General features: G+C 73.5%; 22 protein-coding genes. 13 read left to right on the top strand and 9 right to left on the bottom strand.

Going from position 1 to position 25,753, the window contains the following annotated elements:
* Positions 1 to 79: 79 nt before the first annotated feature.
* Genes ACQPYD_RS31410 through ACQPYD_RS31420 form a run of 3 tightly spaced genes read right to left on the bottom strand, consistent with a single transcriptional unit; the run spans position 80 to position 1,752 of the window.
* Positions 80 to 1,057: a TNT domain-containing protein gene (locus ACQPYD_RS31410; protein ID WP_433698984.1), complete on the bottom strand. Its 978-nt coding sequence runs from the start codon at positions 1,055 to 1,057 to the stop codon at positions 80 to 82.
* Between the two features lie 49 nt (positions 1,058 to 1,106).
* Positions 1,107 to 1,403, bottom strand: coding sequence for a pore-forming ESAT-6 family protein (locus ACQPYD_RS31415; RefSeq protein WP_330161117.1), 297 nt, complete (start codon positions 1,401 to 1,403; stop codon positions 1,107 to 1,109).
* A 19-nt stretch (positions 1,404 to 1,422) separates the two neighbouring features.
* A complete protein-coding gene (locus ACQPYD_RS31420; RefSeq protein WP_267947156.1) occupies positions 1,423 to 1,752 on the bottom strand; it encodes a hypothetical protein in 330 nt (109 codons plus the stop codon).
* Positions 1,753 to 2,597: 845 nt separating this feature from the next.
* Here ACQPYD_RS31420 and ACQPYD_RS31425 point away from each other — a divergent pair.
* The 3 genes from ACQPYD_RS31425 to ACQPYD_RS31435 all read left to right on the top strand — a co-directional run bounded on the left by ACQPYD_RS31425 (position 2,598) and on the right by ACQPYD_RS31435 (position 8,995).
* Positions 2,598 to 4,034 (top strand): DUF6177 family protein, encoded by a 1,437-nt coding sequence (locus ACQPYD_RS31425; protein ID WP_433698985.1) that lies wholly within the window; start codon positions 2,598 to 2,600, stop codon positions 4,032 to 4,034.
* A gap of 244 nt (positions 4,035 to 4,278) precedes the next feature.
* Entirely contained in the window at positions 4,279 to 8,277 is a 3,999-nt protein-coding gene (gene eccCa, locus ACQPYD_RS31430) for a type VII secretion protein EccCa (protein ID WP_433698986.1), read from the top strand.
* A 166-nt stretch (positions 8,278 to 8,443) separates the two neighbouring features.
* Positions 8,444 to 8,995 (top strand): hypothetical protein, encoded by a 552-nt coding sequence (locus ACQPYD_RS31435; RefSeq protein WP_433698987.1) that lies wholly within the window; start codon positions 8,444 to 8,446, stop codon positions 8,993 to 8,995.
* A 70-nt stretch (positions 8,996 to 9,065) separates the two neighbouring features.
* Here ACQPYD_RS31435 and ACQPYD_RS31440 read toward each other — a convergent pair whose 3' ends face one another.
* Positions 9,066 to 9,671: a hypothetical protein gene (locus ACQPYD_RS31440; RefSeq protein WP_433702190.1), complete on the bottom strand. Its 606-nt coding sequence runs from the start codon at positions 9,669 to 9,671 to the stop codon at positions 9,066 to 9,068.
* On the bottom strand, positions 9,668 to 10,003 hold the full coding sequence (gene cutA / locus ACQPYD_RS31445; RefSeq protein WP_433698988.1) for a divalent-cation tolerance protein CutA: 336 nt from the start codon (positions 10,001 to 10,003) through the stop codon (positions 9,668 to 9,670). The genes ACQPYD_RS31440 and cutA overlap by 4 nt, the downstream gene beginning before the upstream one ends.
* Before the next feature lie 66 nt (positions 10,004 to 10,069).
* Here cutA and pyrE point away from each other — a divergent pair, with 66 nt between their 5' ends.
* A complete protein-coding gene (gene pyrE, locus ACQPYD_RS31450; RefSeq protein ID WP_267947161.1) occupies positions 10,070 to 10,603 on the top strand; it encodes an orotate phosphoribosyltransferase in 534 nt (177 codons plus the stop codon).
* 103 nt (positions 10,604 to 10,706) lie between these two features.
* Here the strand turns inward: pyrE and ACQPYD_RS31455 are convergent, their stop codons facing one another.
* Complete coding sequence (locus ACQPYD_RS31455) at positions 10,707 to 11,090, bottom strand: RodZ domain-containing protein (RefSeq protein WP_433698989.1); 384 nt, start codon at positions 11,088 to 11,090, stop codon at positions 10,707 to 10,709.
* 408 nt (positions 11,091 to 11,498) lie between these two features.
* Between ACQPYD_RS31455 and fbaA the strand changes: the two genes are divergently transcribed.
* Together fbaA and ACQPYD_RS31465 are read left to right on the top strand one after the other, a co-directional pair.
* Positions 11,499 to 12,521 (top strand): class II fructose-bisphosphate aldolase, encoded by a 1,023-nt coding sequence (gene fbaA / locus ACQPYD_RS31460; RefSeq protein ID WP_378553568.1) that lies wholly within the window; start codon positions 11,499 to 11,501, stop codon positions 12,519 to 12,521.
* A gap of 238 nt (positions 12,522 to 12,759) precedes the next feature.
* Positions 12,760 to 13,176 carry a DUF3151 domain-containing protein gene (locus ACQPYD_RS31465; RefSeq protein ID WP_433698990.1) on the top strand — a complete coding sequence of 139 codons (417 nt, stop codon included), beginning with the start codon at positions 12,760 to 12,762 and terminating at the stop codon, positions 13,174 to 13,176.
* A gap of 50 nt (positions 13,177 to 13,226) precedes the next feature.
* On the opposite strand, the gene ACQPYD_RS31470 is transcribed toward ACQPYD_RS31465, so the two are convergent.
* Positions 13,227 to 13,853, bottom strand: a complete 627-nt coding sequence (locus tag ACQPYD_RS31470) for a TetR/AcrR family transcriptional regulator (RefSeq protein ID WP_433698991.1) — start codon at positions 13,851 to 13,853, stop codon at positions 13,227 to 13,229.
* Between the two features lie 89 nt (positions 13,854 to 13,942).
* Between ACQPYD_RS31470 and ACQPYD_RS31475 the strand changes: the two genes are divergently transcribed.
* The 6 genes from ACQPYD_RS31475 to ACQPYD_RS31500 all read left to right on the top strand — a co-directional run bounded on the left by ACQPYD_RS31475 (position 13,943) and on the right by ACQPYD_RS31500 (position 21,814).
* A complete protein-coding gene (locus ACQPYD_RS31475; RefSeq protein WP_433698992.1) occupies positions 13,943 to 14,824 on the top strand; it encodes an NAD(P)-dependent oxidoreductase in 882 nt (293 codons plus the stop codon).
* 303 nt (positions 14,825 to 15,127) lie between these two features.
* Positions 15,128 to 16,411: an adenylosuccinate synthase gene (locus tag ACQPYD_RS31480; protein ID WP_267947167.1), complete on the top strand. Its 1,284-nt coding sequence runs from the start codon at positions 15,128 to 15,130 to the stop codon at positions 16,409 to 16,411.
* Between the two features lie 40 nt (positions 16,412 to 16,451).
* Positions 16,452 to 17,702, top strand: a complete 1,251-nt coding sequence (gene purD, locus ACQPYD_RS31485) for a phosphoribosylamine--glycine ligase (RefSeq protein ID WP_433698993.1) — start codon at positions 16,452 to 16,454, stop codon at positions 17,700 to 17,702.
* 19 nt (positions 17,703 to 17,721) lie between these two features.
* Positions 17,722 to 18,642, top strand: a complete 921-nt coding sequence (locus ACQPYD_RS31490) for a phosphoribosylaminoimidazolesuccinocarboxamide synthase (protein ID WP_433698994.1) — start codon at positions 17,722 to 17,724, stop codon at positions 18,640 to 18,642.
* A gap of 359 nt (positions 18,643 to 19,001) precedes the next feature.
* Entirely contained in the window at positions 19,002 to 20,297 is a 1,296-nt protein-coding gene (gene murA, locus ACQPYD_RS31495) for a UDP-N-acetylglucosamine 1-carboxyvinyltransferase (protein ID WP_433702191.1), read from the top strand.
* Between the two features lie 251 nt (positions 20,298 to 20,548).
* Complete coding sequence (locus ACQPYD_RS31500; RefSeq protein WP_378553683.1) at positions 20,549 to 21,814, top strand: transcriptional regulator; 1,266 nt, start codon at positions 20,549 to 20,551, stop codon at positions 21,812 to 21,814.
* 838 nt (positions 21,815 to 22,652) lie between these two features.
* Here ACQPYD_RS31500 and hisC read toward each other — a convergent pair.
* Positions 22,653 to 23,735, bottom strand: coding sequence for a histidinol-phosphate transaminase (hisC, locus tag ACQPYD_RS31505; protein ID WP_433698995.1), 1,083 nt, complete (start codon positions 23,733 to 23,735; stop codon positions 22,653 to 22,655).
* Positions 23,736 to 23,945: 210 nt separating this feature from the next.
* Here hisC and ACQPYD_RS31510 point away from each other — a divergent pair, with 210 nt between their 5' ends.
* Positions 23,946 to 24,611: a hypothetical protein gene (locus ACQPYD_RS31510; RefSeq protein WP_433698996.1), complete on the top strand. Its 666-nt coding sequence runs from the start codon at positions 23,946 to 23,948 to the stop codon at positions 24,609 to 24,611.
* A gap of 147 nt (positions 24,612 to 24,758) precedes the next feature.
* On the opposite strand, the gene ACQPYD_RS31515 is transcribed toward ACQPYD_RS31510, so the two are convergent.
* Entirely contained in the window at positions 24,759 to 25,751 is a 993-nt protein-coding gene (locus ACQPYD_RS31515; protein WP_433702192.1) for a MauE/DoxX family redox-associated membrane protein, read from the bottom strand.
* Positions 25,752 to 25,753 lie beyond the last annotated feature (2 nt).

Here is a 25,753-nt window from a genome sequence, read left to right on the forward strand (position 1 = left end):
AATCCTGCTCTCGCGTCTCGGGTGGCGGTCCGCCACCGTTCTCGGGCCCGGGCCCGGGGAGGGTCCGGGCCTTCCGGGGTCAGGCGGGTACGTCGTCCACGGCGATGCGTTCGAGGTAGCCGTTGCCGACCAGCCAGCGGACCGTGGGCGCCGGGGGGACCTCGGAGAAACCGGCCGTGTCGAGCGTGAAGCGGATCCCGCCGCCCGGCAGGCCCTCGTGCGCCGGCGCGGCGGTGGCGCTCACCTGGAAGGGGTGGATGACCCGGTAGCGGTGGTACAGCTCCCCGCCGTCCGCGCCGGTGCGGGCGTACCCGGGCAGGCCGCGCTCCTCGAACGGCGTCCCGTCGGGGAACAGGTACCGCCCGCTCTCCTGGCCGAAGGCGTCGACCACGTCGCCGACCTCCAGGCCGTGCAGGTAGGAGCCGCCGCTGCGCTCCTCCAGGCTCTCGCGGACCTCGGTGACCAGCTCCGCCGTGGCCTCCGCCGTCTCGGCCTCCTCCGCCTGCGTGAGGGCGGCGGGGTCGGGCTCGGTGGTGGCCAGCTCCTGGTAGAGCCAGCGCGCCGCCTGGTCCTCGGTCGTGAACTCCATGCCGGGACGGCCCTGGTCGAAGTCGATGACGGCCGCGGCCAGGTAGCCCTCCTCGTCCTGGGTGATCACGTAGTAGCTGTCGACGGTCTCGGGCTCGGGGCGGGGGTCCCCGGGGAGCACGTACAGGCTCCGGGGGACCCCGGCGGCGTCCAGCTCCTCCCGGGCCCGGTCGAGGGTGACCTGGGCGCCGACCCAGTCGCCGGGGACGGGCGGGACGGCGTTGTTCGCCGGGCCGGACGCCTCCTGCTCCTGCTCGACCCTCTGGGTGCTGAGCTGGGTGCTGACGAACGACCAGCCGACGGTGCCGCCGCAGATGACGGCGGCGAGGCAGGCACTGATCGCCACCTTGCCGAAGTTCTCGTCCAGGCGGCGCCGGGTGCGCTGCCCCCCGAAGAGGACCGCCTCCCGGAGGCGCTGTCGGCGCACGGCGACGGACTCCAGCAGCTGACTGTCGTAGTCGCGTGCCAACCGTGCCCCCCGTTGCCTCTCGTGTGACTCCCGCCCCGCCCGGGGCCGGTCAGATGTTCTGCACCGCGGCGTTGGCGCGGCTCAGGGTCTCCTGTGCGGTGCCGTCGTTGGTCTCCAGCGTGGTGCGCACCAGCCGGATGATCTCACGGACCTCGTTGCCGGCGTTGTGCCACTTGAGTTCCTTGGCGCTGTACTCCTCGGAGACCCCGGTGGCCTCGAACTCGGCCATGGCCGCGCTGACGTCGGTGTCGCGCTCGCCGATCAGCGTCTCGAGCCGGTTGGTGATGGTGGCGATGTTGGCCTGGGCCTCCTGGGAGGCTCCGACGTCGTAGGCGTTGTTGCTCATGCGGACTCCTCGGGGGCGGTCAGCGGAACTTGGCTGCGTCGAAGTTGGCCGCGCCCATGTTCTGGTTGGCGTCGTCGGCCATGGTGTCGGCACCGGTGGTGAAGGCCGTGTTCATGCCGCCCTGCCCCTCCTGGATGGAGCCGAGGCCGGCGCGCAGGTCGGCGGTGATGCTGTCGGCCTGCAGCTTGAAGGAGTCGAAGGCCGCCTTGCCCGCGCCGTCGAACTTCCCTGCGAGCGGTTCCGCGGCCTGGATGAGCTGCTGGATGAGGCTGCTCAGCTCGTCACCGGCGCCGCCGGTGTTCTGGGCCAGCGTGTTCAGAGTGCTTTCGCCGACTTCCCAGCGTGACAACTGTTCACCTGCTTTCCTCGGGGGACCTCGCGAGGCGGTCGCCTCCCGAAGGGGAGGATGCACGCGGAGTGCCCGTGGTTCGGAGGGAGAGTCCCGGAACCGGACAATGGACTCGATCACCCCTGTGGGGGGAATCTGAATAGTACAAGCGACCCCTGACGAAGAAATAGGCGTACTCCGCGACCTGTGGACGGGAGGCCCCGTCCGGGGCCTCCGGGCCGGGTGCGCGGAAGCGGTCGCGCCGGAGGGGTCCGGGCAGGTGGCGGGCGCCCCGGGCAGGTCGGGGACGTGCCCCGCTCCCGGCGCGGCCGCCGGCCCCGCTCCGCACGGGGAATGACCGGGGCCGCAGGTCGGAGCGGATATGTCCGCCGTGAATTCCGCCTCGGGAAAACCCCTTCCGTCCCACGGATCCCGCGGGGCGGTGCGGGCCCCCGCCGCGGCCCGGGGCGGCCGGGTCCGTCCCCTCAGTCCGCGGTGAACGGGCGGGACGCCCGGGGTTGGACGCCCGGGGAGCCCCGCCCGGGCGCCGCCCCGGGTCGCGCCGGCGGCACGTGGCCACAACCGGCCAGCGCCCCGCGCCGCGGCTCCCCCCGCCTCCCCCTCCGGGTCGGGGCCCGCCCCCTCTCCGGGGCCGGGCCCCGTCCGGCGGAACCGGCGCCGCCGGAGCCGTCGCCCGTGGTCCCGCGCCCCGACCGCGGGTGCGCGCCGGACCCCGCTCGGCGGCACGGCGGCCCTCCCGGGGCCCGCCCGCCGTGCCGCACCGGCCCCGAAACGGCCTCGACCGGTGCCTCGCACCCGGTTCGGTAGGGTTTTCCGCGCCAGGTGACACTCCCGAAGGAGCCCTCTTGAGTCACGACGTGGTCGCCCTGCTGGCCGAGGCCCCCGCCCGGCGCAGCCTCATCGACGCCCTGGTCGCGGCCGGGCCCGACCTGCGCGTGCGCTCCGTCTCCGAGGGCGCCGTCATCGAGCTGCGCGACGACTCCGGCAGGCTCGTCGCCGCCATGCAGGCCGCCCAGCGGCTGGCCCTGTCCGCCGAGGCGGACCGCCTCCTCACCGACGGGATCAGCGACGAGCTGCCCGCCCAGCCCTACTGGGTGGAGGCGCGCGGCGCCGAGCTCGCGGACGTCGACACCGCGGCGCTGGTGCGCCGGTTCGCCGAACACCTGGTCGAGCGGCACGGCGGCGCGGTGTGGGTCCCCGAGCCCCGGCTGCCGGGGCGCGAGGACGTCCTGACCGGCTCCACCGACCACCCCGCCGTCACCGTCCTGACGGAGAAGGCGTTCGTGGTGGTGCAGGACCGCCCCCTGGTCCCCATGAGCGGTTGGCTGGTCGACGCGACCGCCCGGCACGGCCGCGAGGGCCGCCACCTCCAGGTCGTCACCCCCGCGCACAGCCGCATCACCCACTCGCTGCGCTCCCTGCTCACCGACCGCACCGCGCGCTGGGTGGTGCGGAACGGCGACGGGGGCCACCACGACGGCTTCTCCGGGGTCCCCCTCGTGTGGGACCCGGTGTCGGCGTTCGTCGTGGACGGTCCCGCCGACCCCGGTACCGCTCCCCTGCCCCATGCGGACTTCCGCTGGTCCGAGGCCGACGGCGCCCCGGGCACGCAGCTGCTGGTCGACTTCCAGATGGTCCACCCCGCCACCGTGAGCCTCCGGCTGGGCGGCGCCGTCGAACTGGTCGCCGGCCACCTCGCCTCGTCCTCCCCCGCCCTCTGGGGCACCAGCGAGCCCCTCGCGCACGCCTGGGACCGGGACCGCGTCACCGACCTGTGCCGCCGGCGCGCCCCCGGCGCCACCTGGCTGACCTTCACGGGCCGGCCGGAGGGCGTGCGCGAGGAGGGCGCCCTCCCGTTCACCGGGACCCTGCGCGTGAGCACGGTCCCCGACGGGGTCCGGGAGAGCGTCACCCTCGCGGTGGGCCGGCCCGGCGGGGAGGAGCCGGACTTCTCCGCCCTGAACGCCATGGTCAAGGAGCTGTCCGCGAACGAGGCCCTGCGCAGCCTGACCGTGCAGCGGCTCCTCGGGCGCGCGGACCTCACCTACGCCCCCCGCTGGTCCGGCCTGCCGGTCCCGGTGGGGTTGGCCGTCGGCGTCGACGGCGTCTCCTCGATGGGCACGGACCGGGCCCTCTCCGCCCCCGTCAGGGGCGTGCCCTTCGGTCCGCCGATGACGCCCGCCGTCTGGTACCGGATCGGGGACGGCACCGAGCCCGAATCGTGGGACCGCTTCCGCGCCCTCATGGACCACCTCCGCCCGTCCGACGCGCCCTCCTCCTGACCCGGCCGGTGCGCGCCGCGCGCGGTTCCGTACGCACCCCCACCGGGGCCGCGTACGGGGCCGGCGGCGCCCGGGGCCGCGGGGCGCGAACCACGCGGACGCCCCCGGTGTCCCACCCAATGGCGCCCCGTGGCCGTGCGCACCGCAAGGCTCCCCGAGGACCGGCTTCGGTAGGGTTCTCCCGGGAACGGGCACCCCTCCCCCGCGCCCTCGTCCTCCCACCCCTGCGCCGAGAGGAAAGCCGATGAGCCTTCGCGTCGTCCACCGGCCGACACGGACCGTCCATCCCACTCCGGCCCAGGACCCCCACGAGGTGGAGGCCCCGCCGACCCTCCCCGACGGCAAGGCCCAGGGCAACCCGCTCATGACCATCCTGCCCATGGTCGGCATGATGGCGTCGCTGACGATCATGATGGTCATGCGCAACCCGGCGTTCATGGCGCTGGGCGGCGTCGTCCTGGTCGTCGCCCTCCTCGCCGCCCTGGCCATGCTGTTCTCCCGGCGCGGGCAGGTCGCCCGGCAGCGCCGCAACCAGCGCGAGCTGTACCTCCAGTACCTGGAGGAGCTGCGGGAGGAGCTCGGCGGATGGGAGCAGCGCACCCGCGCGCACGCCCGCCTGCTCGACCCGCCCCCCGAGGCCCTGTACGACGTCGTCCGCGACCCCACCCGGCTGTGGGAGCGCCGCCGCAGGCACCGCGACTTCCTCCGGGTGCGCGTGGGCAGCGGGCTGACGGAGGGCCGCCCCCTCCGCCTCGCCGAGCAGGGGACCGCCCTCACCCCCACCGACCCGTTCATGCTCTCCGAGGCGCAGGCGGCCATCCGCCGGTTCGAGTCCGTCCCCGAGATGCCGCTCACCCTGCCCCTGGACATGGCCGGGAACGTCAGTGTCATCGGGGAGCGCGAGGACGTGATGCGCCTGGTCAGAGCGCTCACCGCCCAGTTCGGGGCGTTCCACGCCCCCGAGGACGCCGGGCTCGCCGTGTCCTACCCGGCCGAGAACGCCGACGACTGGTCCTGGCTGCCGTGGCTGCCCCAGGTCCTGGACCCGCGGCGGCGCGAGGGCGGCGCCGCCGTCCGCCTCATCGCCCCGACCCCCGCCAAGCTCGGCGGCCTCATCGCCGACGAGCTGCGCTCGCGCACCGACTTCGCGTCGGAGGTCCGCAGAGGCATGGGCAAGCGCGAGGCGTACCGGATGATGCGGCGCCTGCTGGTCGTCCACGACACCCACGGCGAGGTGGCCGCCGAGCTCGTGCGGCCGGACGAGGCCGTGGACCCCGCCGACCTCGGCGTCACCGTCCTGCACCTGGTGTCCCGCCAGATCGACGAGCCCGGCGACGTGAACCTGAGGATCAGCGTCGACGGCGACCAGGTCCGGGTCGAGGAGCTGCGCGGAACCGACCCGGTGGTCACCAGCGGCACCGTCGACGACGTCTCCGCCGCCACCCTGACGGGCCTGGCCCGCATGCTGGCCCCGCTCCGCCTGTCCCCGGAGTCGATCGAGGAGACCGCCCAGGAGGGCGGCAGCGTCGACTTCCCCGCGATGATGGGCGTGCAGGACCCCGGCGCCGTCGACGTGCAGCGCCTGTGGGCGCCGCGCAGCGAGCGGGCGTTCCTCCGCGTACCGATCGGCGTGGACGACATGGGCCAGCCCGTGATCCTCGACCTCAAGGAGTCCGCGCAGCTGGGCATGGGCCCGCACGGGCTGTGCGTGGGCGCCACCGGCTCCGGCAAGAGCGAGATGCTCCGCACCCTCGTGCTGGCGCTGGCCGCCTCCCACCCGCCCGAGCGGGTGAGCATGGTCCTGGTCGACTACAAGGGCGGCGCCACGTTCGCCCCGTTCGAGGACATGCCGCACGTCGCCGGGGTGATCACCAACCTGGAGGACGACGCGGCGCTCATCGAGCGCGTGTACGCGAGCCTGTCCGGCGAGGTCCAGCGCCGCCAGCAGATGCTCCGCGACGCCGGGAACGTGTCCAACATCGGCGACTACACGTACAAGCGGGAGCACGACCCGGGTCTGCCGCCGCTGCCGCACCTGCTGGTGATCATCGACGAGTTCGGCGAGCTGCTGACCGCGCGCCCCGACTTCATCGAGCTGTTCCTGTCCATCGGCCGGATCGGCCGGAGCATCGGCGTGCACCTGCTGCTGTCCAGCCAGCGCATCGAGGGCGGGAAGCTGCGCGGCCTGGACACCTACCTGTCCTACCGCCTGGGGCTGCGCACCTTCTCCGAGGAGGAGAGCCGCACCGTCCTCAACACCCCGGACGCGTTCCACCTGCCCTCGCTGCCGGGGTTCGGCTACCTGAAGGTCGACACCAGCGTCTACCAGCGGTTCAAGGCCGGATACGTGTCCGGCGCCTACCGGGGGCCGGTCGCCGAGGAGGAGGTCTCGGAGGGCGCCCCGTCGGTACGCCCGTACACGGCGTACAACAGCGACGGCGGGCAGGACCCGGCGGCGGCCCAGGCCCCCGGCGAGGACACGCCGATGCCGTCCCGGACGGTCGGACCGACCCTGCTGGACGTGATGGTCGGACAGTTCGGCCGCCACGGGGAGCGGACCCGGGAGATCTGGCTGCCCCCTCTGCCGTCCGCGACCACGCTGGACACGGTGGCGGGCGCTCCGGTGGAGGGCGAACGGGGGCTGCGGCTGCCCGGGACCCACGAGCCGATGCACGTCCCGGTCGGCGTCCTGGACGACGCCGCCAAGCAGTGGCAGGGCGTGTGGAAGCTCGACCTGACGGCGTCCGGAGGCCACGCGGCCGTCATCGGGGGCCCGCAGAGCGGCAAGACGACCCTGCTGCGCACCCTCGTGCTGTCGCTCGCGCTCACCCACACGCCGGACCAGGTGGCCGTGTACTGCCTGGACCTGATGGGCGGCGGCCTCCAGTCCCTGGCGTCGCTCCCGCACGTGGGCGGGGTGGCGGTGCGCACCGACAGCGAGCGCGTCCGCCGTACCGTCGAGGAGATCCAGGGGATGCTGGAGCACCGGCAGGCGGTGTTCCGCGACCGGGGGATCGACTCCGTCGCCCAGCTGCGCCGCATGCACGCCCGGGGCGAGGTGCCGGAACTGGCCAGCGCCGACGTGGTGTTCTGCATCGACGGCTTCGGGGCGCTGCGCAAGGACTTCGAGGACATCGACCCGAAGGTCACCGACCTGCTGCAGCGCGGCGGCGGGTTCGGCGTCCACGTGGTCGCGGGCATGCTGCGCTGGAACGACGTCCGGATCGCCGCCCAGTCCAACTTCGGGCAGAAGGTGGAGCTGCACCTGAACGACTCGTCGGACTCCACGATCGACCGCAAGCTCTCGGAGACGATCAGCGCGAAGACCCCCGGGCGCGTCCTCACGGACTCCGAGCTCTTCGGCCAGGTGGCGCTCCCCCGCATCGACGGGGTGGCGGACGGCGACAACCTGGGCGAGGTCGTGGAGAAGACCGTCCGGGCCGTCGACCAGGCCTGGCGCGGCAAGCGGGCGCCCAAGGTGCGCATCCTGCCGCACCGGCTGTCGGCCCGCACGCTGCCGACGGTCGAGTCCGAGCCCCGCCTGGTGCCGATCGGCGTGGACGAGCGCGCCCTGGAGCCGGTCCTGCTGGACCTGTTCGACCGCGACCAGAACCTGCTCGTCCTGGGCGACGGCGAGTGCGGCAAGACCAACCTCCTGCGGCTCATCGCCGAGAGCCTGGTGGAGAGGTACTCGTCGGACGAGGTCGTGTTCGCGGTCATGGACCCGCGCCGCACCCTGCGCAACGTGGTCCCCGAGGAGTACATGGGCGGCTACGCGAGCAGCCCGCGCGTGTGCGCCGGCCTGGCGGGCGGCGTGGCCAAGGAGGTGGAGGGCCGTCTGCCCGAGGACGGGGACGTCGACTCCCTCGAGCCGGGGTCGTTCAAGGGGCCGCGCATCGTGGTGCTCGCGGACGACTACGACGTGCTCACCACGGCGGGCCAGAAGCCGCTGGCCCCGTTCGTGCCGTTCGTGCCGAACGGCCGCGACATCGGCCTGCACTTCGTGGTGGCGCGCCGGGTGGCGGGCGCCGGACGCGGCATGTACGACCCGCTGGTGCAGGCGATGCGCGAGATCGGGACGAGCTCCCTGGTGATGTCGGGCGACCGGAGCGAGGGCCAGCTGCTGCCCCGGGTGTACGCCGCGCCCCAGCCCCCCGGCCGCGGCAAGTGGGTGACCCGCGGCGACACGGGACGGCTGATCCAGACGGCGGTGCGGGAGGCCCCGATCCCGGACCGGGCCTGACGCCCCCGGCGGAGGGCGCCCGCGGCCGGGTCGGGAGCACGCTTCCCGGCCCGGCCGCGCCGTTCCCGCGCGGCGGTCCCGCCCCCTGGGGGGGTTAGCACCCGTTTCGCTCCTCCATGGGCGAAAAGGGAGGAGCAGCCGCCGTCCGGCGCTGTAGGTTCTCGCAATGACACGATTCGCAGGGTCCCTCATCGGTGCCGGATTCGGGCTGGCGTTCGTCCTCGCGAACACCGGGCCGCCGCTGCCTCCCGCGGTGGCGCTCGTCCTCCGCGTCCTCGCCGTGGCCGCGGTGGTCGCCGTCCTCGCCCTGGTCGTCGCGATCGGCCGCCGGCCGGCCTCCGACCCGGGCCCCGACGCGCCGCGGATGCGGTTCGACGGGTTCTTCGGCGCCGTCCTGGCCGTCGAGGCCGTCGCGCTGTTCGGCGGGATCCAGGTCCTGAGGGCCCTGGACGCGCCGATGCAGGTCAACGTGGCCTGGATCGCCCTCGTGGTCGGACTGCACTTCTTCCCGCTGGCCCGCCGCTGGCGGGCCCGGTCCCTCGTGTTCACCGCCGCCTACATGTCGGTCCTCGGCCTCGCCGGGCTGGCGATGGCGTTCGCCGGGCACCCGGAGTGGGTGCCCCTCGTGAGCGGCGCGGTCACCGGCGCCGGCATGCTCACCGGGATCCTGGCCTCGCTCGCCGCCGACCTGCGGGCGGCCGCGGCCGTCGACGCCTGACCGGGGTTCCCACCGGAGGGCGTGTCCGGCCCGGGCCCCGGCGGACGCAGCGGGCACGGCGGGTACGGCCTCAGGACATGCCGCGCAGCCCGACGAGGAGTTCCGCCAGGGCCGCGGCGGCCCCGTCGGGGTCCGTCTCGCGCACGGTCCAGCCGCGCATGCCCGCGAGCCGCGCCACGTGCGCGAAGGCCGGGTCGGTGAGCAGGTAGGCGCACGGGGCGTCCGGCCAGTCGGCCGCCACCGGCAGCCGCTCGGTCCGGTAGGCGGGCGGCTCGCCGGACGGGGAGGTGCCGGAGTCGGCGCCGGGCGCGGCCGCGCCCTCGGGGCTCTGCGAGCGCACGAGGCCGGCCCTGTCGGCGCTGCCCGGCTGGGGCAGGAACGCGTCCACCAGCACGTAGCCGAACACCGGCCGGTGGGCGGCCCGCTGCGCCGCGCCCACCGCGCCCAGCAGGGGCCCGGCATCCCCCTCGGCGACGAGGGCGGTCGGCGCGTCCGTCGCGACCAGACGGTTGATCTCCAGGCTGGCCCGCGCGACGTAGCGCGCCGCGTGCGGCGGCAGTTCGTCCCCGCCCACCTCGGGGCGGACGGCGCCCGCCCCGACCTCGGGCAGCCGCCGGTGGAGGTCGGGCAGCCGGGTGGCGGCGCCGAGGGTCGGGGGGAGGAGGACGGCGATCACGCGGTGCGGCCCGCGGTCTCGTCGCGCACCCACGCCAGGTAGGAGGGGTTGCCGCCCGCCACCGGCACGGCGACCACCTCGGGGACGTCGTAGGGGTGGACGCCGACGATGTGGGCGGTGAGGTCGTCGAGCCGGTCCGCCGAGGTCTTGGCGACCACGGTCCACTCCTCGTCGCTCCGGACCTCGCCCTCCCAGCGGTAGAAGCTGGTGACGGGCCCGCCCACCTGCGCGCACGCGGCGAGCCGGCGGTCGACCACCGACCGTGCCAGCCGTTCGGCGCCGTCCCTCGTGTCGACCGTCGTCTCGACCCGGACGGTCTCGTGCTGTGGCATGGTCGTCCCTCCGTCCCGGCCGCCGCGGTCCGGACCGCCCGACCGGGTGTTCTAGGCTCACTGGTCATGAGCGAACGTGATGAACTCCTGCGTCTGATCAACGATAAGGCGGTCGTGCGCGGGAAGGTGACCCTGTCCTCGGGCCTGGAGGCGGACTACTACGTCGACCTGCGGCGGATCACCCTGGACGGGGAGGCCGCGCCGCTGGTCGGCTCGGTCATGCTGGACAACGTCGCGGACCTGGAGTTCGACGCGGTGGGCGGCCTGACGCTGGGCGCGGACCCGGTCGCCGCGGCGATGGTGCACGCCGCGCACGCGCGCGGCCGCAGGCTGGACGCCTTCGTGGTCCGCAAGGCGGGCAAGGCGCACGGCCTGCAGAAGCGGATCGAGGGCCCGGACGTGCGGGGGCGGCGCGTGCTCGCCCTGGAGGACACCTCCACCACGGGCGGCTCGGTGATGACCGCGGTGGAGGCCCTGCGCGAGGAGGGCGCCGAGGTGGTCGCGGTCGCGCTGATCCTGGACCGGGGCGCCCGCGGGCGGATCACGGAGGAGGGCCTGGACTACCGGGCCGTGTACGGCGTGTCCGACCTGGACGTGTAGCGGTCCGGCCCGTGGGCGCGGTTCCGGCCGTGGCCGGAGCCGCCTCCGCGGTGGCGGGGCCCGGTCGGGCCCGTCCTCCCGCGCCGGGGCGGTGCGCGGCCTTCTAACCGTCGATCGTGAAGCTGTGGCCGGGTTCGCGGTCGGCGATGTCGCGCCGGTTCCCGTGGACGAAGACCTCGACGGCGGAGGGGTCGCCGATGGTGACCTCCAGGCCGCCCTCGGCGCTCGCGTAGTTGACCGACTGGCCCTGGGTGACCTCCTGGTCGAGGAGGACGTCGCCTCCGGGGATGCGGACGAAGACGTCGCTGGACTCACCGGTCACACGGATGTGCAGCACACCCATGTTCTCCGGCTCCTCCGCCTCCGCCGCCGTTCCCGAGGCGTTGGCGCTCACACTGGCGCCGTTGCCCGGGAGGGAGCGGTACAAGAAGAATCCGCCGAGGGCCAGGAGCGTGACCAGGAGCAGGACAGCCCCGACGATGGCCATCACCTGGCCAACGCCGCGAGGGTCATTCCTATGCCTTCCCACGGCGTTGAATGTAGCGCGTATCACGACAAAAAGCGACAGTGATCGGCCCTCTGTCCAGGGGTTCCCATGATGCGTTCACGTTCGCCCGCGAAATGCACAACTTTTCACACCGGGGTCGGAGAAGCGGGAACGCCTGCCCCGTCAGCTGCGACGACACCGGGAACTCCGGACAATTTGGTCTAGACCTTTTCAAGGGCTCCGTGGATTCGGGATACTTGGGTGACACCTGGTGGACACGTCCGGACGCACGGCCCGCCCCATGGGCCTTCCCCCGCTCGCCGGCCTCCACCGGGAACGCACGTGGGGTGCCGCCGGAGCGATACCGGCGGCCGCTCGCTCCAGGCCGAATCCAGGGAGAGTCAAGCCATGCCCATCGCCAGTCCCGAGGTCTACACCGAGATGCTGAGCCGCGCGAAGTCCCAGGGCTTCGCCTACCCGGCGATCAACGTGACCTCCAGCCAGACGCTGCACGCCGCCCTGCGCGGCTTCGCCGAGGCGGAGAGCGACGGCATCGTCCAGATTTCCACGGGCGGAGCGGAGTTCCTGTCCGGCGCCTCGATCAAGGACATGGTCACCGGTTCGGTCGCCTTCGCCGAGTTCGCCCGCGTCGTGGCCGACAAGTACCCGGTGAACGTCGCCCTGCACACCGACCACTGCCCCGAGAACAAGCTCGACGGCTTCGTCCGCCCGCTCCTGGAGATCTCCAAGGAGCGCGTCGCCAAGGGCCAGGAGCCGCTGTTCCAGTCCCACATGTGGGACGGGTCCGCCGTCGAGCTGGAGGAGAACCTCCGGATCGCCGAGGAGCTGCTGGCGGCGTCCGAGGCGGCCCGCACGATCCTGGAGATCGAGGTCGGCGTCGTCGGCGGCGAGGAGGACGGCATCGTCGGCGAGATCAACGAGAAGCTCTACACCACGCCGGCCGACGCCCTGCGCACCGCCGAGGTGCTGGGCCTGGGCGAGAAGGGCTACTACCTGACCGCCCTGACCTTCGGCAACGTGCACGGCTCCTACAAGCCCGGCTTCGTCAAGCTGCGCCCCGAGGTGCTCAAGAAGGCGCAGGAGGCCGTCGCCGAGAAGCACGGCAAGGACAAGGCCTTCGACTTCGTCTTCCACGGCGGCTCGGGCTCCACCATCGAGGAGATCCACGAGGCCATCGGCTACGGCGTCGTCAAGATGAACATCGACACCGACACCCAGTACGCGTACACGCGCCCGGTGGTCGACCACATCCTCAAGAACTACGACGGCGTGCTGAAGATCGACGGCGAGATCGGCAACAAGAAGGCCTACGACCCGCGCTCCTACGGCAAGGCGGGCGAGGCCGGCATGGCCGACCGCGTCGCCGAGGCCGCGCGGCAGCTGAAGTCCGCCGGCAACAAGATGAAGTAGGGACCCGGCGCCCGCGCGCGGTTCCCGGCGGCCGCACGGCCGCCGGGCGCCGCGCCCCCTCCCCCGGATCCGGCGGTACGGCGTCCGCGGTCCGCCCGGGCGCCTGCGGCTCCGCGCCCGCCGCCCCGGGGGAGCCCGTCCCGCGGCCGGCCCCGGACGCCGCGGGGGCCGGGGGGACGGACGCGCGATGTCGCGGGAGGCACCGTGAGGGGTGCGGACCCGGTGGCAGGATGGGGTCATGAACCTGCACCGCAACCTGCTCAACGAGCCGCCCGAGACCCGTCTGGCCGACAACCCCGAGGCCCGTGAGGCCCTGGCCGGAGCCGACGACCCCACCCCGGTCGCCGGACGCTTCCCCGAGTACTCGGCCGCGTGGGCGCGCCTGGCCGAGCTGGCCCTGGCCGACGGGCAGCCCGTGGCCGCCTACGCGTACGCCCGCACCGGCTACCACCGGGGACTGGACCAGCTGCGCCGCTCGGGCTGGAAGGGACACGGCCCCGTCCCGTGGGAGCACGAGCCCAACCAGGGCTTCCTGCGCGCCCTGCACGCCCTGGGCAAGGCCTCCGAGCAGATCGGGGACGCCGAGGAGGCGGAGCGCTGCGCCTCCTTCCTGCGCGACTCCAGCGCCGAGGCCGACAAGGTCCTCAACGGCTGACGCCCCGGCGGCCCCGGGCCCCGCGCACGGGGCCGCCGGCCACACCCCGCTCAGGCCCGCGGGCCGGAGGCGTAGAGGCCGATCAGCCGGGCCAGATGGACTCCGGCGATCCGCAGGGGAGCCCCGTCGCGCGCCACCTGCGCCGCCATCTCGGCGCCCTCCACCGTGCTGATCACGGTGTACGCCAGATCCGCCGCGTCGTCCTCGGCGATGCCGTGGTCCCGCAGCCTCTCGAACACCAGCCGGCGCCAGTGCGCGAAGGCCGCGTCCGCGGCCCGCCGGATCTCGGGCACGCCGCCCGTCACCCCCAGGGCGGTGGAGGCGACGGGGCACCCGTCCTCCCAGCCGGAATCGCGCATCCCCTCGGCCAGCGCCCGCACACAGGCGACGATGCCCTCGGCCGGGTCCCCGGCGGCCGTCAGGCACCGGTCCAGCTCGTCCGCGAACTCCCTCTCCCCGTGCCGGATCGCGGCGACCGCCAGCTCCTTCTTCCCGCCGGGGAAGAAGTGGTACACCGAGCCGGGCGTCGCGGCGGCCTCCGCCGCGATCTGTTTGACCCCGGTGCCGGAGTAGCCCTGCCGCTGCATCAGCCGCGACGTCGCCACGACGATCCGTTCACGGGTGCCGGGCCCGGCGTCCCGTTCCTCGCCGCTCCCACGCCGCTCATCGGTGCTCACGCCCGCCACCCTACCGAATAGAACGCTCGTTCTAGAGCTGTGCTATGTTCTGCTCGCTAGATAGAACGTTCATTCTAGAAGGAGGCACAATGGGAACCCAGCAGGACCCGGCGGGCGTGACCGTCATCGGCCTGGGCCCGATGGGCCGGGCCATGGCCGGGGCGTTCCTCGACAGCGGACGCCCGGTCACCGTGTGGAACCGCACGGCCGCGCGGGCGGACGGACTGGTGGCCAGGGGCGCGACGCGGGCCGCCGGCGTCGAGGAGGCGCTGGCCGCGAACGAGGTCGTCGTGCTCAGCCTCACCGACCACGCCGCGATGCGCGCCCTCCTCGCGCCCGCGACCGCCGCCCTCCCCGGCCGGATCCTCGTCAACCTGGGCTCCGACACCCCCGAGCGGGCCAGGGAGGCGGCGCGCTGGCTCTCCGGGCACGGCGCGCACCACCTGACCGGCGGCGTCCGGTCCGACCCCTCGGGCATCGGCTCGCCCGGGTCCTCCACGTTCTACAGCGGACCCGGCGAGGTGTTCCACCGCCACCGGGAGACCCTGGAGGTCCTCACCGCCGCCACCCACCTCGGCGAGGACCCGGGACTGGCCGCGCTGTACTACCAGCTCGGGATGACCTTCTTCTGGACCTCCGTGCTCGGCTGGCTCCAGACCCTCGCCGTCGCCAGGGCCCACGGCATCGGCGCCGAGGACCTGCTCCCCCACACCGAGACGGACTCCCTGGCCGCCGTGTTCCGGTTCTACGCGCCCCGGATCGACGCCGGGGACCACTCCGGAGACGCGGAACGGCTCTCCATGGAGGTCGCCAGCGTCGAGCACGTCGTCGCCACCGCCGAGGAGGCCGGGGTGGACACCGTCCTGCCGTCGGCCGTCCTCGCGCTCTCGCGCCGGGGCATGGCCGCCGGCCACGCGGAGGCCAGCTTCACCAGCCTGCTGCGGGTCCTCGCGGCGCCCGCCTCCGGCTGAGGGGCCCGACGGCCCCGGGCCCCGCGCCGGGGGCCGCGCAGGGGTCCGGCCCGCTCCCCGGCGCGGGCCGGACCCGCCGCCCTCCACGCGCGGGCCCGGGATCGGGTCCCGGACGGCTCCCCCCGCCCTCCCGCGGGTCCCGGGCCGGTGTGGCGCAGACGCCCCGGCGCCCCACTTAACCCGGATGCGCAGGTCGTGTACGCTCAATACGCAACGGCCCCTGTCGCTGCCTTGCGCCAGGGGTTCATCCATGTTCGGGGTGGGAACCCCGGTCAGGTGTCGAGCGAAAAGGTAGAGATCCAGATGCCGGCGATCACGCTCGTGGGTGCCCAGTGGGGCGACGAGGGCAAGGGCAAGGCGACCGACCTCGTCGGCGACCGCGTGGACTACGTGGTGCGGTACCAGGGCGGCAACAACGCCGGCCACACGGTGGTCATCGGCGACAAGAAGTACGCCCTCCACCTGCTCCCGTCCGGGATCCTCTCCCCCAACGTGGTACCGGTCATCGCCAACGGCGTCGTCATCGACCCGGGCGTCCTCCTGGAGGAGCTCCGCGGCCTCGACGAGCGCGGCGTGGACACGTCCCGCCTGCTCATCTCCGCCAACGCGCACCTGATCATGCCCTACCACCGGGCCCTCGACAAGGTCAGCGAGCGCTTCCTCGGCAAGGGCAAGATCGGCACCACCGGTCGCGGCATCGGCCCGACCTACGCCGACAAGGTCTCCCGCCAGGGCGTGCGCGTCCAGGACATGTTCGACCCCTCGATCCTGCGCAAGAAGATCGAGCTGGCCCTGCACGACAAGAACCAGCTGCTCACCAAGGTGTACAACCGGCGCGGCCTGGAGGCCGAGCCGATCATCGAGGAGTACCTCGGCTACGCCGAGCGGCTGCGCCCGTACGTCGCCGACACCTCGCTGATCCTCAACAAGGCGCTCGACGAGGGCAAGACCGTCTACCTGGAGGGCTCCCAGGGCACGCTGCTGGACATCGACCACGGCACCTACCCCTTCGTGACCTCCTCCTCCCCCACCTCGGGCGGCGCGGCCGCCGGTTCGGGCATCGGCCCCACCCGCATCACCAAGGTCGTGGGCATCCTCAAGGCCTACACGACCCGTGTCGGCTCCGGCCCCTTCCCCACGGAGCTGCTCGACGAGCAGGGCGAGTGGCTGCGGACCCAGGGCGGCGAGTACGGCGTGACCACCGGGCGCAACCGCCGCTGCGGCTGGTTCGACGCCCCCATCGCGCGCTACGCCACCCGCATCAACGGCATCACCGACTTCTTCCTCACCAAGCTCGACGTGCTCACCGGCCTGGAGCGCATCCCCGTGTGCGTCGCCTACGAGGTCGACGGGGTCCGCCACGACGAGATCCCGATGACCCAGACCGACTTCCACCACGCCGTGCCGGTCTACGAGTACCTCGACGGCTGGTCCGAGGACATCACCGGAGTCCGCGAGTTCGACGAACTCCCCAAGAACGCACAGGTCTACGTGCGTACCCTGGAGGAGATGGCCGGAGCGCCCGTCTCCGCCATCGGTGTCGGTCCCGGGCGCGACGAGACCCTCCAGCTGCGCTCCCTGGTCTGACCCCCGCCCGTCCGCCTTCAACACGAAGAGGCCCCCTGCAGTGAAAGCCCTCGTTCTCGGCGGCGGAGGCCGCGAGCACGCCCTCGTCCGCGCCCTCTCCCTGGACCCGGGTGTCACCGGCATCCACAGTGCGCCCGGCAACCCGGGCATCTCCGAACTGGCCGAGAACCACGTCATCAACGTGACCGACGGTCTCGCCGTGACGGAGCTGGCCGCGCGCATCCGCGCCGAGCTGGTCGTCATCGGCCCGGAGGCCCCGCTGGTCGCCGGTGTGGCCGACGCCCTGCGCGACCGCGGCATCCCCGTGTTCGGGCCCGACCGGGCGGCCGCGAAGCTGGAGGGCTCCAAGGCGTTCGCCAAGGAGGTCATGGAGGCGGCGGGGGTGCCCACCGCCAAGGCGCGCGTGTGCCGGTCCGCGGGCCAGGTCTCCGACGCCCTGGACGAGTTCGGCGCCCCGTACGTGGTCAAGGACGACGGCCTCGCCGCGGGCAAGGGCGTCGTGGTGACGGACGACCGCGCCCTCGCCGAGCGGCACGCCCGGGAGTGCGGACGCGTGGTCATCGAGGAGTTCCTCGACGGCCCCGAGGTGTCCCTCTTCGTGCTGAGCGACGGTGTGCACGCGCTGCCGCTGCTTCCCGCACAGGACTTCAAGCGCGCCTACGACGGCGACCAGGGGCCCAACACCGGCGGCATGGGCGCCTACGCCCCGCTGCCGTGGGCGCCGCAGGGCCTCGTGGACGAGGTGATGGAGTCGGTCGTGCGGCCGACCCTCGCGGAGATGAACCGGCGCGGCACGCGCTACCAGGGCCTCCTCTACGTGGGTCTGGCGCTCACGTCGGGCGGCCCGCGCGTGGTCGAGTTCAACGCGCGGTTCGGCGACCCGGAGACGCAGGTGGTCCTGGACCGGCTCGCCACCCCGATCGGCGCGGTCCTCCAGGCCACCGACACGGCCGGGCTGGGCGGCATCGGCTCCCTCCAGTGGAAGCCGGGCGCGGCGGTCACCGTCGTGGTCGCCGCGGAGAACTACCCGGGCGACCCGGTCAAGGGCGACCTGATCGGCGGCCTGGACGCGGCCAACGCGCTGGAGGGCGCGTACGTGCTGCACGCCGGCACCGCGTGGGAGGGCACCGTCGGCGTCAAGGCGAGCGGGGGCCGGGTCCTCAACGTGGTCGGCACCGGCGCCGACCTCCGCCAGGCGCGCGAGCGGGCGTACGAGGCCGCGTCGCGGATCGAGCTCCGCGGCTCGTTCCACCGCACCGACATCGCCGAGCGCGCCGCCGCCGAGCTGTAGCAAGGACCGGAGAACCCACATGAGCGGCTTCGTCGTCACCCCCGAGCCCGTCCGGGTCGAGGGGCTCACCCACCTGCACACCGGCAAGGTGCGCGACCTGTACGCGGCGGCGGACGGCAGCCTGGTGATGGTGGCCAGCGACCGCGTGTCGGCGTACGACTGGGTGCTGCCCACCGAGATCCCGGGCAAGGGGCGCCTGCTCACCCAGCTGTCCCTGTGGTGGTTCGACCAGCTGGGGGACCTGGTGCCCAACCACGTCCTGTCCGACGTCCCGCCGGCGGGAGCGCCCGCCGACTGGGACGGGAGGACACTGGTGTGCCGCAGGTTGGACATGGTGCCGGTGGAGTGCGTGGCGCGCGGCTACCTGACCGGTTCCGGCCTCGCCGAGTACCGGGTCGACGGCACGGTGTGCGGCGTCGCCCTCCCCGACGGCCTCGTCGACGGCTCCGAGCTCCCCGAGCCGGTCTTCACCCCGGCCACCAAGGCCGAGGTCGGCGACCACGACGAGAACGTGTCGTTCGAGGTCGTGGCCGACCGGCACGGAGCCGCACTCGCCGCCGAGCTGCGCGACCTCACCCTGCGCGTGTACCGGCGCGGCCGGGAGCTGGCGCGGGAGCGCGGCGTCATCCTCGCCGACACCAAGTTCGAGTTCGGCCGGGACGCCGACGGCGCCCTGGTGCTGGCCGACGAGGTGTTCACCCCCGACTCCTCTCGGTACTGGCCGGCGGACGAGTGGGCCCCCGGACGCCCGCAGACCTCCTTCGACAAGCAGGTCCTGCGGGACTGGCTGGCCTCGCCCGAGTCGGGGTGGGACCGGGCCTCGGAGACCCCGCCGCCCCCGCTTCCGGAGCACGTGGTGGAACGCACGCTGAACCGCTACACGGAGATCCATGAGCGGCTGACCGGCCGGAAGCCCGGTCCCCGGGCCGGGAACCGGTAGTGATTCGGCGCACGCGGCAGGCGTTTCACGTCGGGGACCACGTATGGTGGTCACGTTGTGCGCGGCGTCCCGCCGGCGTCCTGCCACGCGCGCGGCATCCCTGGTCTTTCCCTTGGGCCGAATACCTCTTTGGCTGTTTGACCGGTCCCCATCCACGTCCGGCGGGTATACCACGTTCTGTGCCGGTACACGCGGGTGGGTGCTATAGAGTCGTCGCGAGCACCGGCTTCACCGGCCGCGCAGGTCACGCGCAAGATGGTCGCAACGTTCCAGGGGAAACCCGCGTCTAAAACGCACATAGGCGAAACCCGACGAGGGTGACCTTTTTTCACATCTGCCTCACAAAGGAGCACATGAGCATGGGCCAGGAGGTTCGTTACCGCGTCCGCGGCGGACGCCCCCTCAGTGGAACGGCGTTCATCCAAGGCGCGAAGAACGCCGTCCTGCCGATGATCGGGGCCGCTCTACTCGCGGCCAAGGGCCGTACCGTGCTGCGGAACGTGCCCGTCATCGAGGACGTCTACCGCGCGCTTGAGCTCGCCGAACACGTGGGCGCCAAGGTCGAGTTCCACGAGGCCGAGCGCACCGTCGTCATCGACGCGTCCCGTCTCAACGACCCCGAGCGCGCCGTCCTGCCCGCCGAGATCGCGGCCCGCTTCCGCGGCTCCGTGCTCTTCGTTCCCGCGCTGATGCACCGCACCGGCCGCGCCCGCATCGAGGGCGTCGGCGGTTGCAACCTGGGCAGCCGCAACCTCGACTTCCACTACCGGGGCTTCGCGCGCCTGGGCGCGGAGGTCACCGAGGACCTCGAGCGCAACCACATCAACGTGGAGGCCAGCAACCTCCGCGGTGGCCGCCTCTACCTGGACACGCCGTCCCACACCGGTACCGAGAACCTGCTCATGGCCGCCGTCCTGGCGCCGGGCACCACGGTGATCGAGCACGCGGCCCTCGAGCCCGAGGTCATCGACGTCATCAACTTCCTGAGCGCCATGGGCGCCAGGATCAGCGGTGGCGGCACCGGGCTCATCACCGTCGAGGGCGTCGAGGAGCTCACCGCGGTCGAGCACACCATCATGTCGGACCGCATCGACGCCGGCGTGTTCGCGATGACCGTCGCCGCCACCGGCGGCGAGGTCAGCCTGGTGGGCGCCCACCTGGACCACCTGGGCGTGGCCCGCTGGAAGCTCGAGCAGATGGGCGTGGGCTTCTCCCAGGAGGGCGCGGTCCTGCACGTGCAGAGGGACCCCTCCGTGCCGCTGCGCCCGATCAACGCCGTCACCTCGCCGTTCCCGGGCTTCGCGACCGACCTCCAGTCGCCGCTGATGGCCCTGGCCACCCTGGCCGAGGGCGAGAGCTACATCCACGAGGCCATCTACGACGGCCGGTTCGCCCTGGCCGACGAGCTCAACAAGATGGGCGCGAAGATCGAGGTCGAGGGCACCCGCGCCATCGTGCACGGGCCGACCAACCTGCGCGGGGCCGAGGTCATCGCCCACGACCTGCGCACCGGCGCGGCCCTGGTCCTCGCCGGACTGGTCGCGGAAGGTGAGACAATCGTGGCGCCCGGATACCTGGTTGACCGCGGTCACGCCCAGTTCGCGACGAGGCTCGCTGCTCTCGGCGCGGACGTGGAGCGCGTCGTCGTCTCGTAGGGAGCCGAAAGCGCAGTTCAAGCCGGGGTGGGGGCTTGCCTCCCACCCGGGCTTTCGGCGTTGATATCGAAAACGATCTTCTTTGGCCCCGCACAATGGGTACGATCTCGGCAATCATGCCGTGACAGAGATCGGGTCGGGAAACCAGTGGGCGCACATAGTGAAGAGCGTGGAATGGTAGCGGGGAGCAACCCGAGGTGAGTGCCCAGCGTACTGGCGATTTGACGATCGGCGTCATAGGGCCCCATGAGGTGGTCGAACGGGTCATGCTCATGGGCCCGGGGTCCACTGGGCCCCTCAACGCCAGACTCATCGCAGCCGCGTACCGAGATGAGCAAGAGGCGACGGACAAGGTCGTCAGGCTGGGTTCGGCGATCGACGCCTACCTGTTCGCCAGCCCTGTCCCGTACGAGTTCGCGCGCAAGGCCGGGGTTCTCACGATGCCCGCCACCTTCGTGCCGCTCGGCGGGGCCAGCCTGCACGAGGCCCTGCTGCGGGCGACCCTGGACGACCGGTACGACCCGACCAGAGCCAGCCTCGACGTGCTCAGCCGCGCCGACGTGGTCGAGGCCTACTCCGAGGTCGACCTGCCCGTGGACGGCATCCACGTGCACGAGGAGCTCACGAACACCGCGCAGCTCACGTCCTTCCACGAGGGGCTGTGGCGGCGCAAGGCCACCCGCATGGCGATCACCTGCGTGCGCGGTGTCGCCGAACGGCTGGAGGCCATCGGCGTCCCCGTGATCCGGTTGCGGCCGACCAACGCCGGCGTGCGCAGCGCCCTCCAGACCGCGGGCCTGCTGGGGGCGCACCACCGGCTGGAGGAGGCCCAGCTGGGTGTCGTGGTGGTGGACGTGCCCACGCTGCGGGACTCGTCCCGGCGGTCGACCCCCCGGTACTGGCGCGAGGAGCTGCGGCTGTCGCTGCACCGGCTCCTCCTCCAGGAGGCCCACCGGATCAACGCCACGGCCCACCGCCTGGACGACCATTCGTTCATGGTGACCGCCACGCGGGGATCGCTCGTGACCGCGACCGAGGGGTTCCGGCAGCCGCCGTTCGTGGAGCGCATCAAGGCGGAGCTGGGGATCGCGATCGAGGTCGGGATCGGCATGGGGCGCACCACCCAGGACGCCGAGGCGCACGCCCGGGCCGCCCTGAACCGCGCTCAGGCGTCCCGTCAGAGCTTCGCGGTGGACCGTGAGGGTCGTTCCCTGGTCCCCGCCCAGCGCGCGCCCGCACGGCAGTCCTCCGAACCGCTGCGCACCAAGGGCCGCGAGACGTTGATTCGGCTCTCGGAGAAGATCGCCGAGGAGGACGGCCCGCTGGTCGTCGACGCGGAGAACGCCGGGCGCATGCTCGGCGTCACCTCCCGGACCGCGCGCCGGCTGCTGCGCACCCTCGTCGAGGAGGGGCTGGCATGGCCGCTGCCCCCCAACCGCACCCTCCAGCCCGGCCGCCCGCGCCAGCTCTACAGGCTGATCGTGGAGAAGCTGGACAAGGACGCGGCGGGCAAGTAGGCGGTGGGCGGACAGGCGCCACACGTACGCGGGCGGGGGCGGTTCCCAACGGGACCGCCCCCGCCCGCGTACTGCCCCGGTGCTGCGGGGGCGACCGCCGGGGGGCGGGGACCGAGACCGGGTGCTGCCCCGGTGCTGCGGGGGCGACCGCCGGGGGGCGGGGACCGAGACCGGGTGCTGCCCCGGTGCTGCGGGGGCGACCTGTCGAAGCTCCGGTGGACGAACGGGCGAGGCCCCTGAGGTCACCCTGGGCGAGGGCCCTGTGGACGACCGGGCGAGGGCACGGACCCGGCCGTGAGGGACTGTGGAGCTCCCCGGGGCCGCCCTGTGGAGTGACCGCGGGGGCCGGTGGGGAACAAGCCCCGGGGCGAGCCGATCGGGGCCCGTGGAAGCGTCTGGGGCGACCGGGCCGCCAGGTTTGCGGTGACGGGCAGCGGGTCGACCAGGTTTTCCGGAGACGTGGCGGACCGCGTACGGGATCCGCCGGAAGCGGCCCGGCCCGGTTCTCCACAGGCAGCGGAGGGGCGTTGCCCGCGGAACGGCCCGGTGGGAGCGTGGAACATGGGGGTGCCGCACAGCAGCCACGGGGAGCCGTGGGTCCCCCGAATCGACGCTACCCCTCTCCGGCCCGCCCCCGCCATCCCCGTCCACAGGCTGTGGACAATCCGGTGACAATCCCGCTCCCCGATGCCGGACTCCCGCGCATGGACGACGAGGCGGCCCCCACTCCCGGGGGCGCGCACCGCGTCCCGGCATCGCGGCGCACGGCCGCACGGGCGGCCGTGCGCCGGACACCCCGGCCGGACGGGCACCGCCGCCGGGGCGCCCCGCGCGTTCCCTAGCGGCGCTCGGCGTAGGAGGTGGCCACGGCCAGGAACGCGTCGTTCTCCTCGGGGGTGCCGAGGCTCACGCGGGCGCCCTCGCCCGCGAACGGGCGCACCGAGACGCCCGCCTCCGCGCACGCGGCGGCGAAGCCGAGCGTGTCCGCGTCCAGCCGCAGCCACACGAAGTTGGCCTCGGTCGGCGGCACGGTCCACCCGGAGGCGACGAGCGCGTCGCGGACGCGGTCGCGCTCCGCGACGGTGGCCGCCACCCGCTCCATGAGCTCGTCCTCGGCGTCGAGGGAGGCGATCCCCGCGGCCTGGGCGAGGTGGTTCACGGCGAACGGCACGAGGGTCTTGCGGACCGCGCCGACCACCGGCGGGTGGCCGACCAGGTAGCCCAGGCGCACCGCGGCCAGGCCGTAGGCCTTGGAGAACGTGCGCAGCACGGCGACGTTGGGCCGGTCCCGGTAGAGGTCGACGCCGTCGGGCACGCGGGGGTCGCGCACGTACTCCAGGTACGCCTCGTCCAGGATCACCAGCACGCTGTCCGGGATCCGGTTCAGGAAGGCGACCAGCTCGTCCTCGCGGACCGTGGTGCCGGTCGGGTTGTTGGGGTTGCAGACGATCACCATGCGGGTGGCCGGGGTGACCGCGTCCGCCATGGCGTCGAGGTCGTGCGCCTCGTCCTTCAGCGGGACCTGCACGGGGGTGACCCCGGCGAGCCCGGCGAGCAGCGGGTAGGCCTCGAAGGACCGCCAGGCGTAGACGACCTCGGCCCCGGGCTCGCCGACCGCCTCCAGGAGCTGCTGGAGCATGCCGACGGAGCCCGCGCCGAGGGCGAGGTGCTCCTCGGGGACGTCCAGGCGCCGCGCGAGACGGGAGGTGAGCTCCTCGGCGCCCGGGTCGGGGTAGCGGTTCAGCTCGGCGGCCGCCCTCGTGATGGCCTCACGCACCGAGGGGAGGGGGCCGTAGGGGCTCTCGTTGGAGGAGAGCTTGACGGACCGGCCTTCGGGGCCGACGACCTTCCTGCCCGGCTTGTACGGGGGGATGCTCTCCAGCACCGACCGCAGATATGGCGATTTCGACTCCGACACCATTGTCCTTCCTCAATACTTTGTGCTAACCCCGCGACACGCTCAGCGATCTCGCGCCCGGGCCGATCACCGCACCCAGCGGAAATATCGCACAAACGAGGAGATAGCACCATGCGTTTGCGTCCCTGCCCCGCCGGCTCAGTTCGGATTCCGGCTGGTCAGAACCCCCGCCCGCGGGGAGGGCGGGCACACGTCCGGCCATTGGCTCTTCCCATGGTCCTACCCGTGGTGGTCATGCTCGGTGCGTGCGGTGGCGGGGCCGAGGGGGGAGACGATCCCAACGCCGAGGCCGCCGCCGCCCTGTACGACGCGCACCCGCTGCACGTCCGCGACGCCACCCTCGTTCCCGAGGGCAGTGAGAGCGGCACCTACTCCGAGCTTGTCACAGTGCGGTACAGCGCCGAGGTCCGGGCCACCACCGAGCTGGACAAACCCGAGTGCCTGGACGCCTCGAACCGCTGGGGGGACCTGGACGGGGTGCAGGGGGCGCCCGCCTCCGTGGCCGCCTACGAGTGGTCCGAGGGCGCGGTGTCGCACATGCTGGTCCAGCTGGACGAGGGCACCGCCGCCGAGGCGCTCGCCGCGAGGCCGCCGGAGAGCTGCGCCGCGTACACCGCCACCTACGAGGACGGGACCACGTCCGACTACGGGGTGAGCGACCTGGAGGAGGTCCCGGAGATCGGCGACGAGTCCCGCGCCTACGCCATCGAGGTGAGCTCCGCGGAGGAGGACAGCCGCATGTTCAGCATCATGTACCGCAACGGCGGCCTGGTGGGCACCACGTCGATCCTCGGCCAGGGCGCGCTGGAGGACTACGAGGAGATGCTCGTCGAGTTCAGTCAGGCCGCCGTGGAACGCCAGGACCAGATGCTGGGCTGAGGGTCCCGGCCGCACCGCGGCGGCCCGCCCGGGACCCCGTGGTCCGGCCCTGCCCCGGCGGGCGGCGCGCCGGCGCCCGGACGCCCGGTTCCCAGCGGGGGCCGCACGGAACCGGTCCGGCGTGGGCCGGTCCCGTGCGGGAACCCGTCACACCGGCTGGCCGGTGTCGGCGTCGCGCGAGTGGTCGGGCATCAGCCTGGCCGGGTGCTCACGCGCCGCCCGGAGCGTCTCCGCGGCCCGGGCCGCGTCGTGCCGCTCGGCGTCCCGCCTGGCCGCCTGGCGCGGCCGGGGGAGCCTGCGCGGCGGCCCGACCAGTTCGAGGCCGGTCACGGCGCCGAAGGAGGCGACCACCGCTCCGCTCCCCCGGTCGACGAGCACCGCGCGCACGCCGGTACGGCGGCGCCCGCCGGTCCTGACCGCGTACACGACGTCCACACGCCGCCCGTGGCGCATCCCGTCGTAGCGCAGGAACCGCCAGCAGCCGTGCCTCCACACGTCGTCGGGCTCGGCCTTGATCATCACGTTCCCGTTGGTGCGCCACACGTCGCTGCGGCGCAGTCTGCGCACCGTACGGCGCATCGGGACCTCGCGCAGCTCGCACGGCTCCCGGTGGAGGGTCCGGGCCGCCACCTCGCGCAGTTCGGGGCTGAGGGCCGCGAGGAGCAGCAGTTCCGCGCCCAGGACCCAGCCGTGCAGCGCGGTGGGGGCGAGGGCCGCCTGCCACCCGGCGGGTTCCAGGCCCGTCGTGGCCAGGGCGGCGGCGGACAGGAGCCCGGCCCGGGTGAGCGTGCGCCAGCCGATGGGGGCGCGGCTCAGCCCGCCGAAGCAGCCGCAGCCCGCCTCCGGGTCGCGCCTGCGCGCCAGGACCAGCACCACCACCGAGGCGGCGAACACGACGGCGGTGAGCAGGCGCACGGCGTCGCCCGCGAGGCCGGTGAGGGCCACCAGTCCGACGGCGAGCGCGACCTCCAGGAGGCCGGTCCCGACGGTGGCCGGACGGCGCAGGCGCTCGGGCACCAGGACGGCCAGTCCCGAGCCGGCGGCCTGTCCGGTGGTCTTGCTCGCGGCGCCGAGCAGGAGCAGCACCGCCAGCAGCGGCAGCTGGACCTCGCGGACCGCCTCCACGATCTCCGGCAGCATGG

The organism is Nocardiopsis sp. CA-288880 (genome assembly GCF_050955985.1).
Classification (GTDB): domain Bacteria; phylum Actinomycetota; class Actinomycetes; order Streptosporangiales; family Streptosporangiaceae; genus Nocardiopsis; species Nocardiopsis tropica.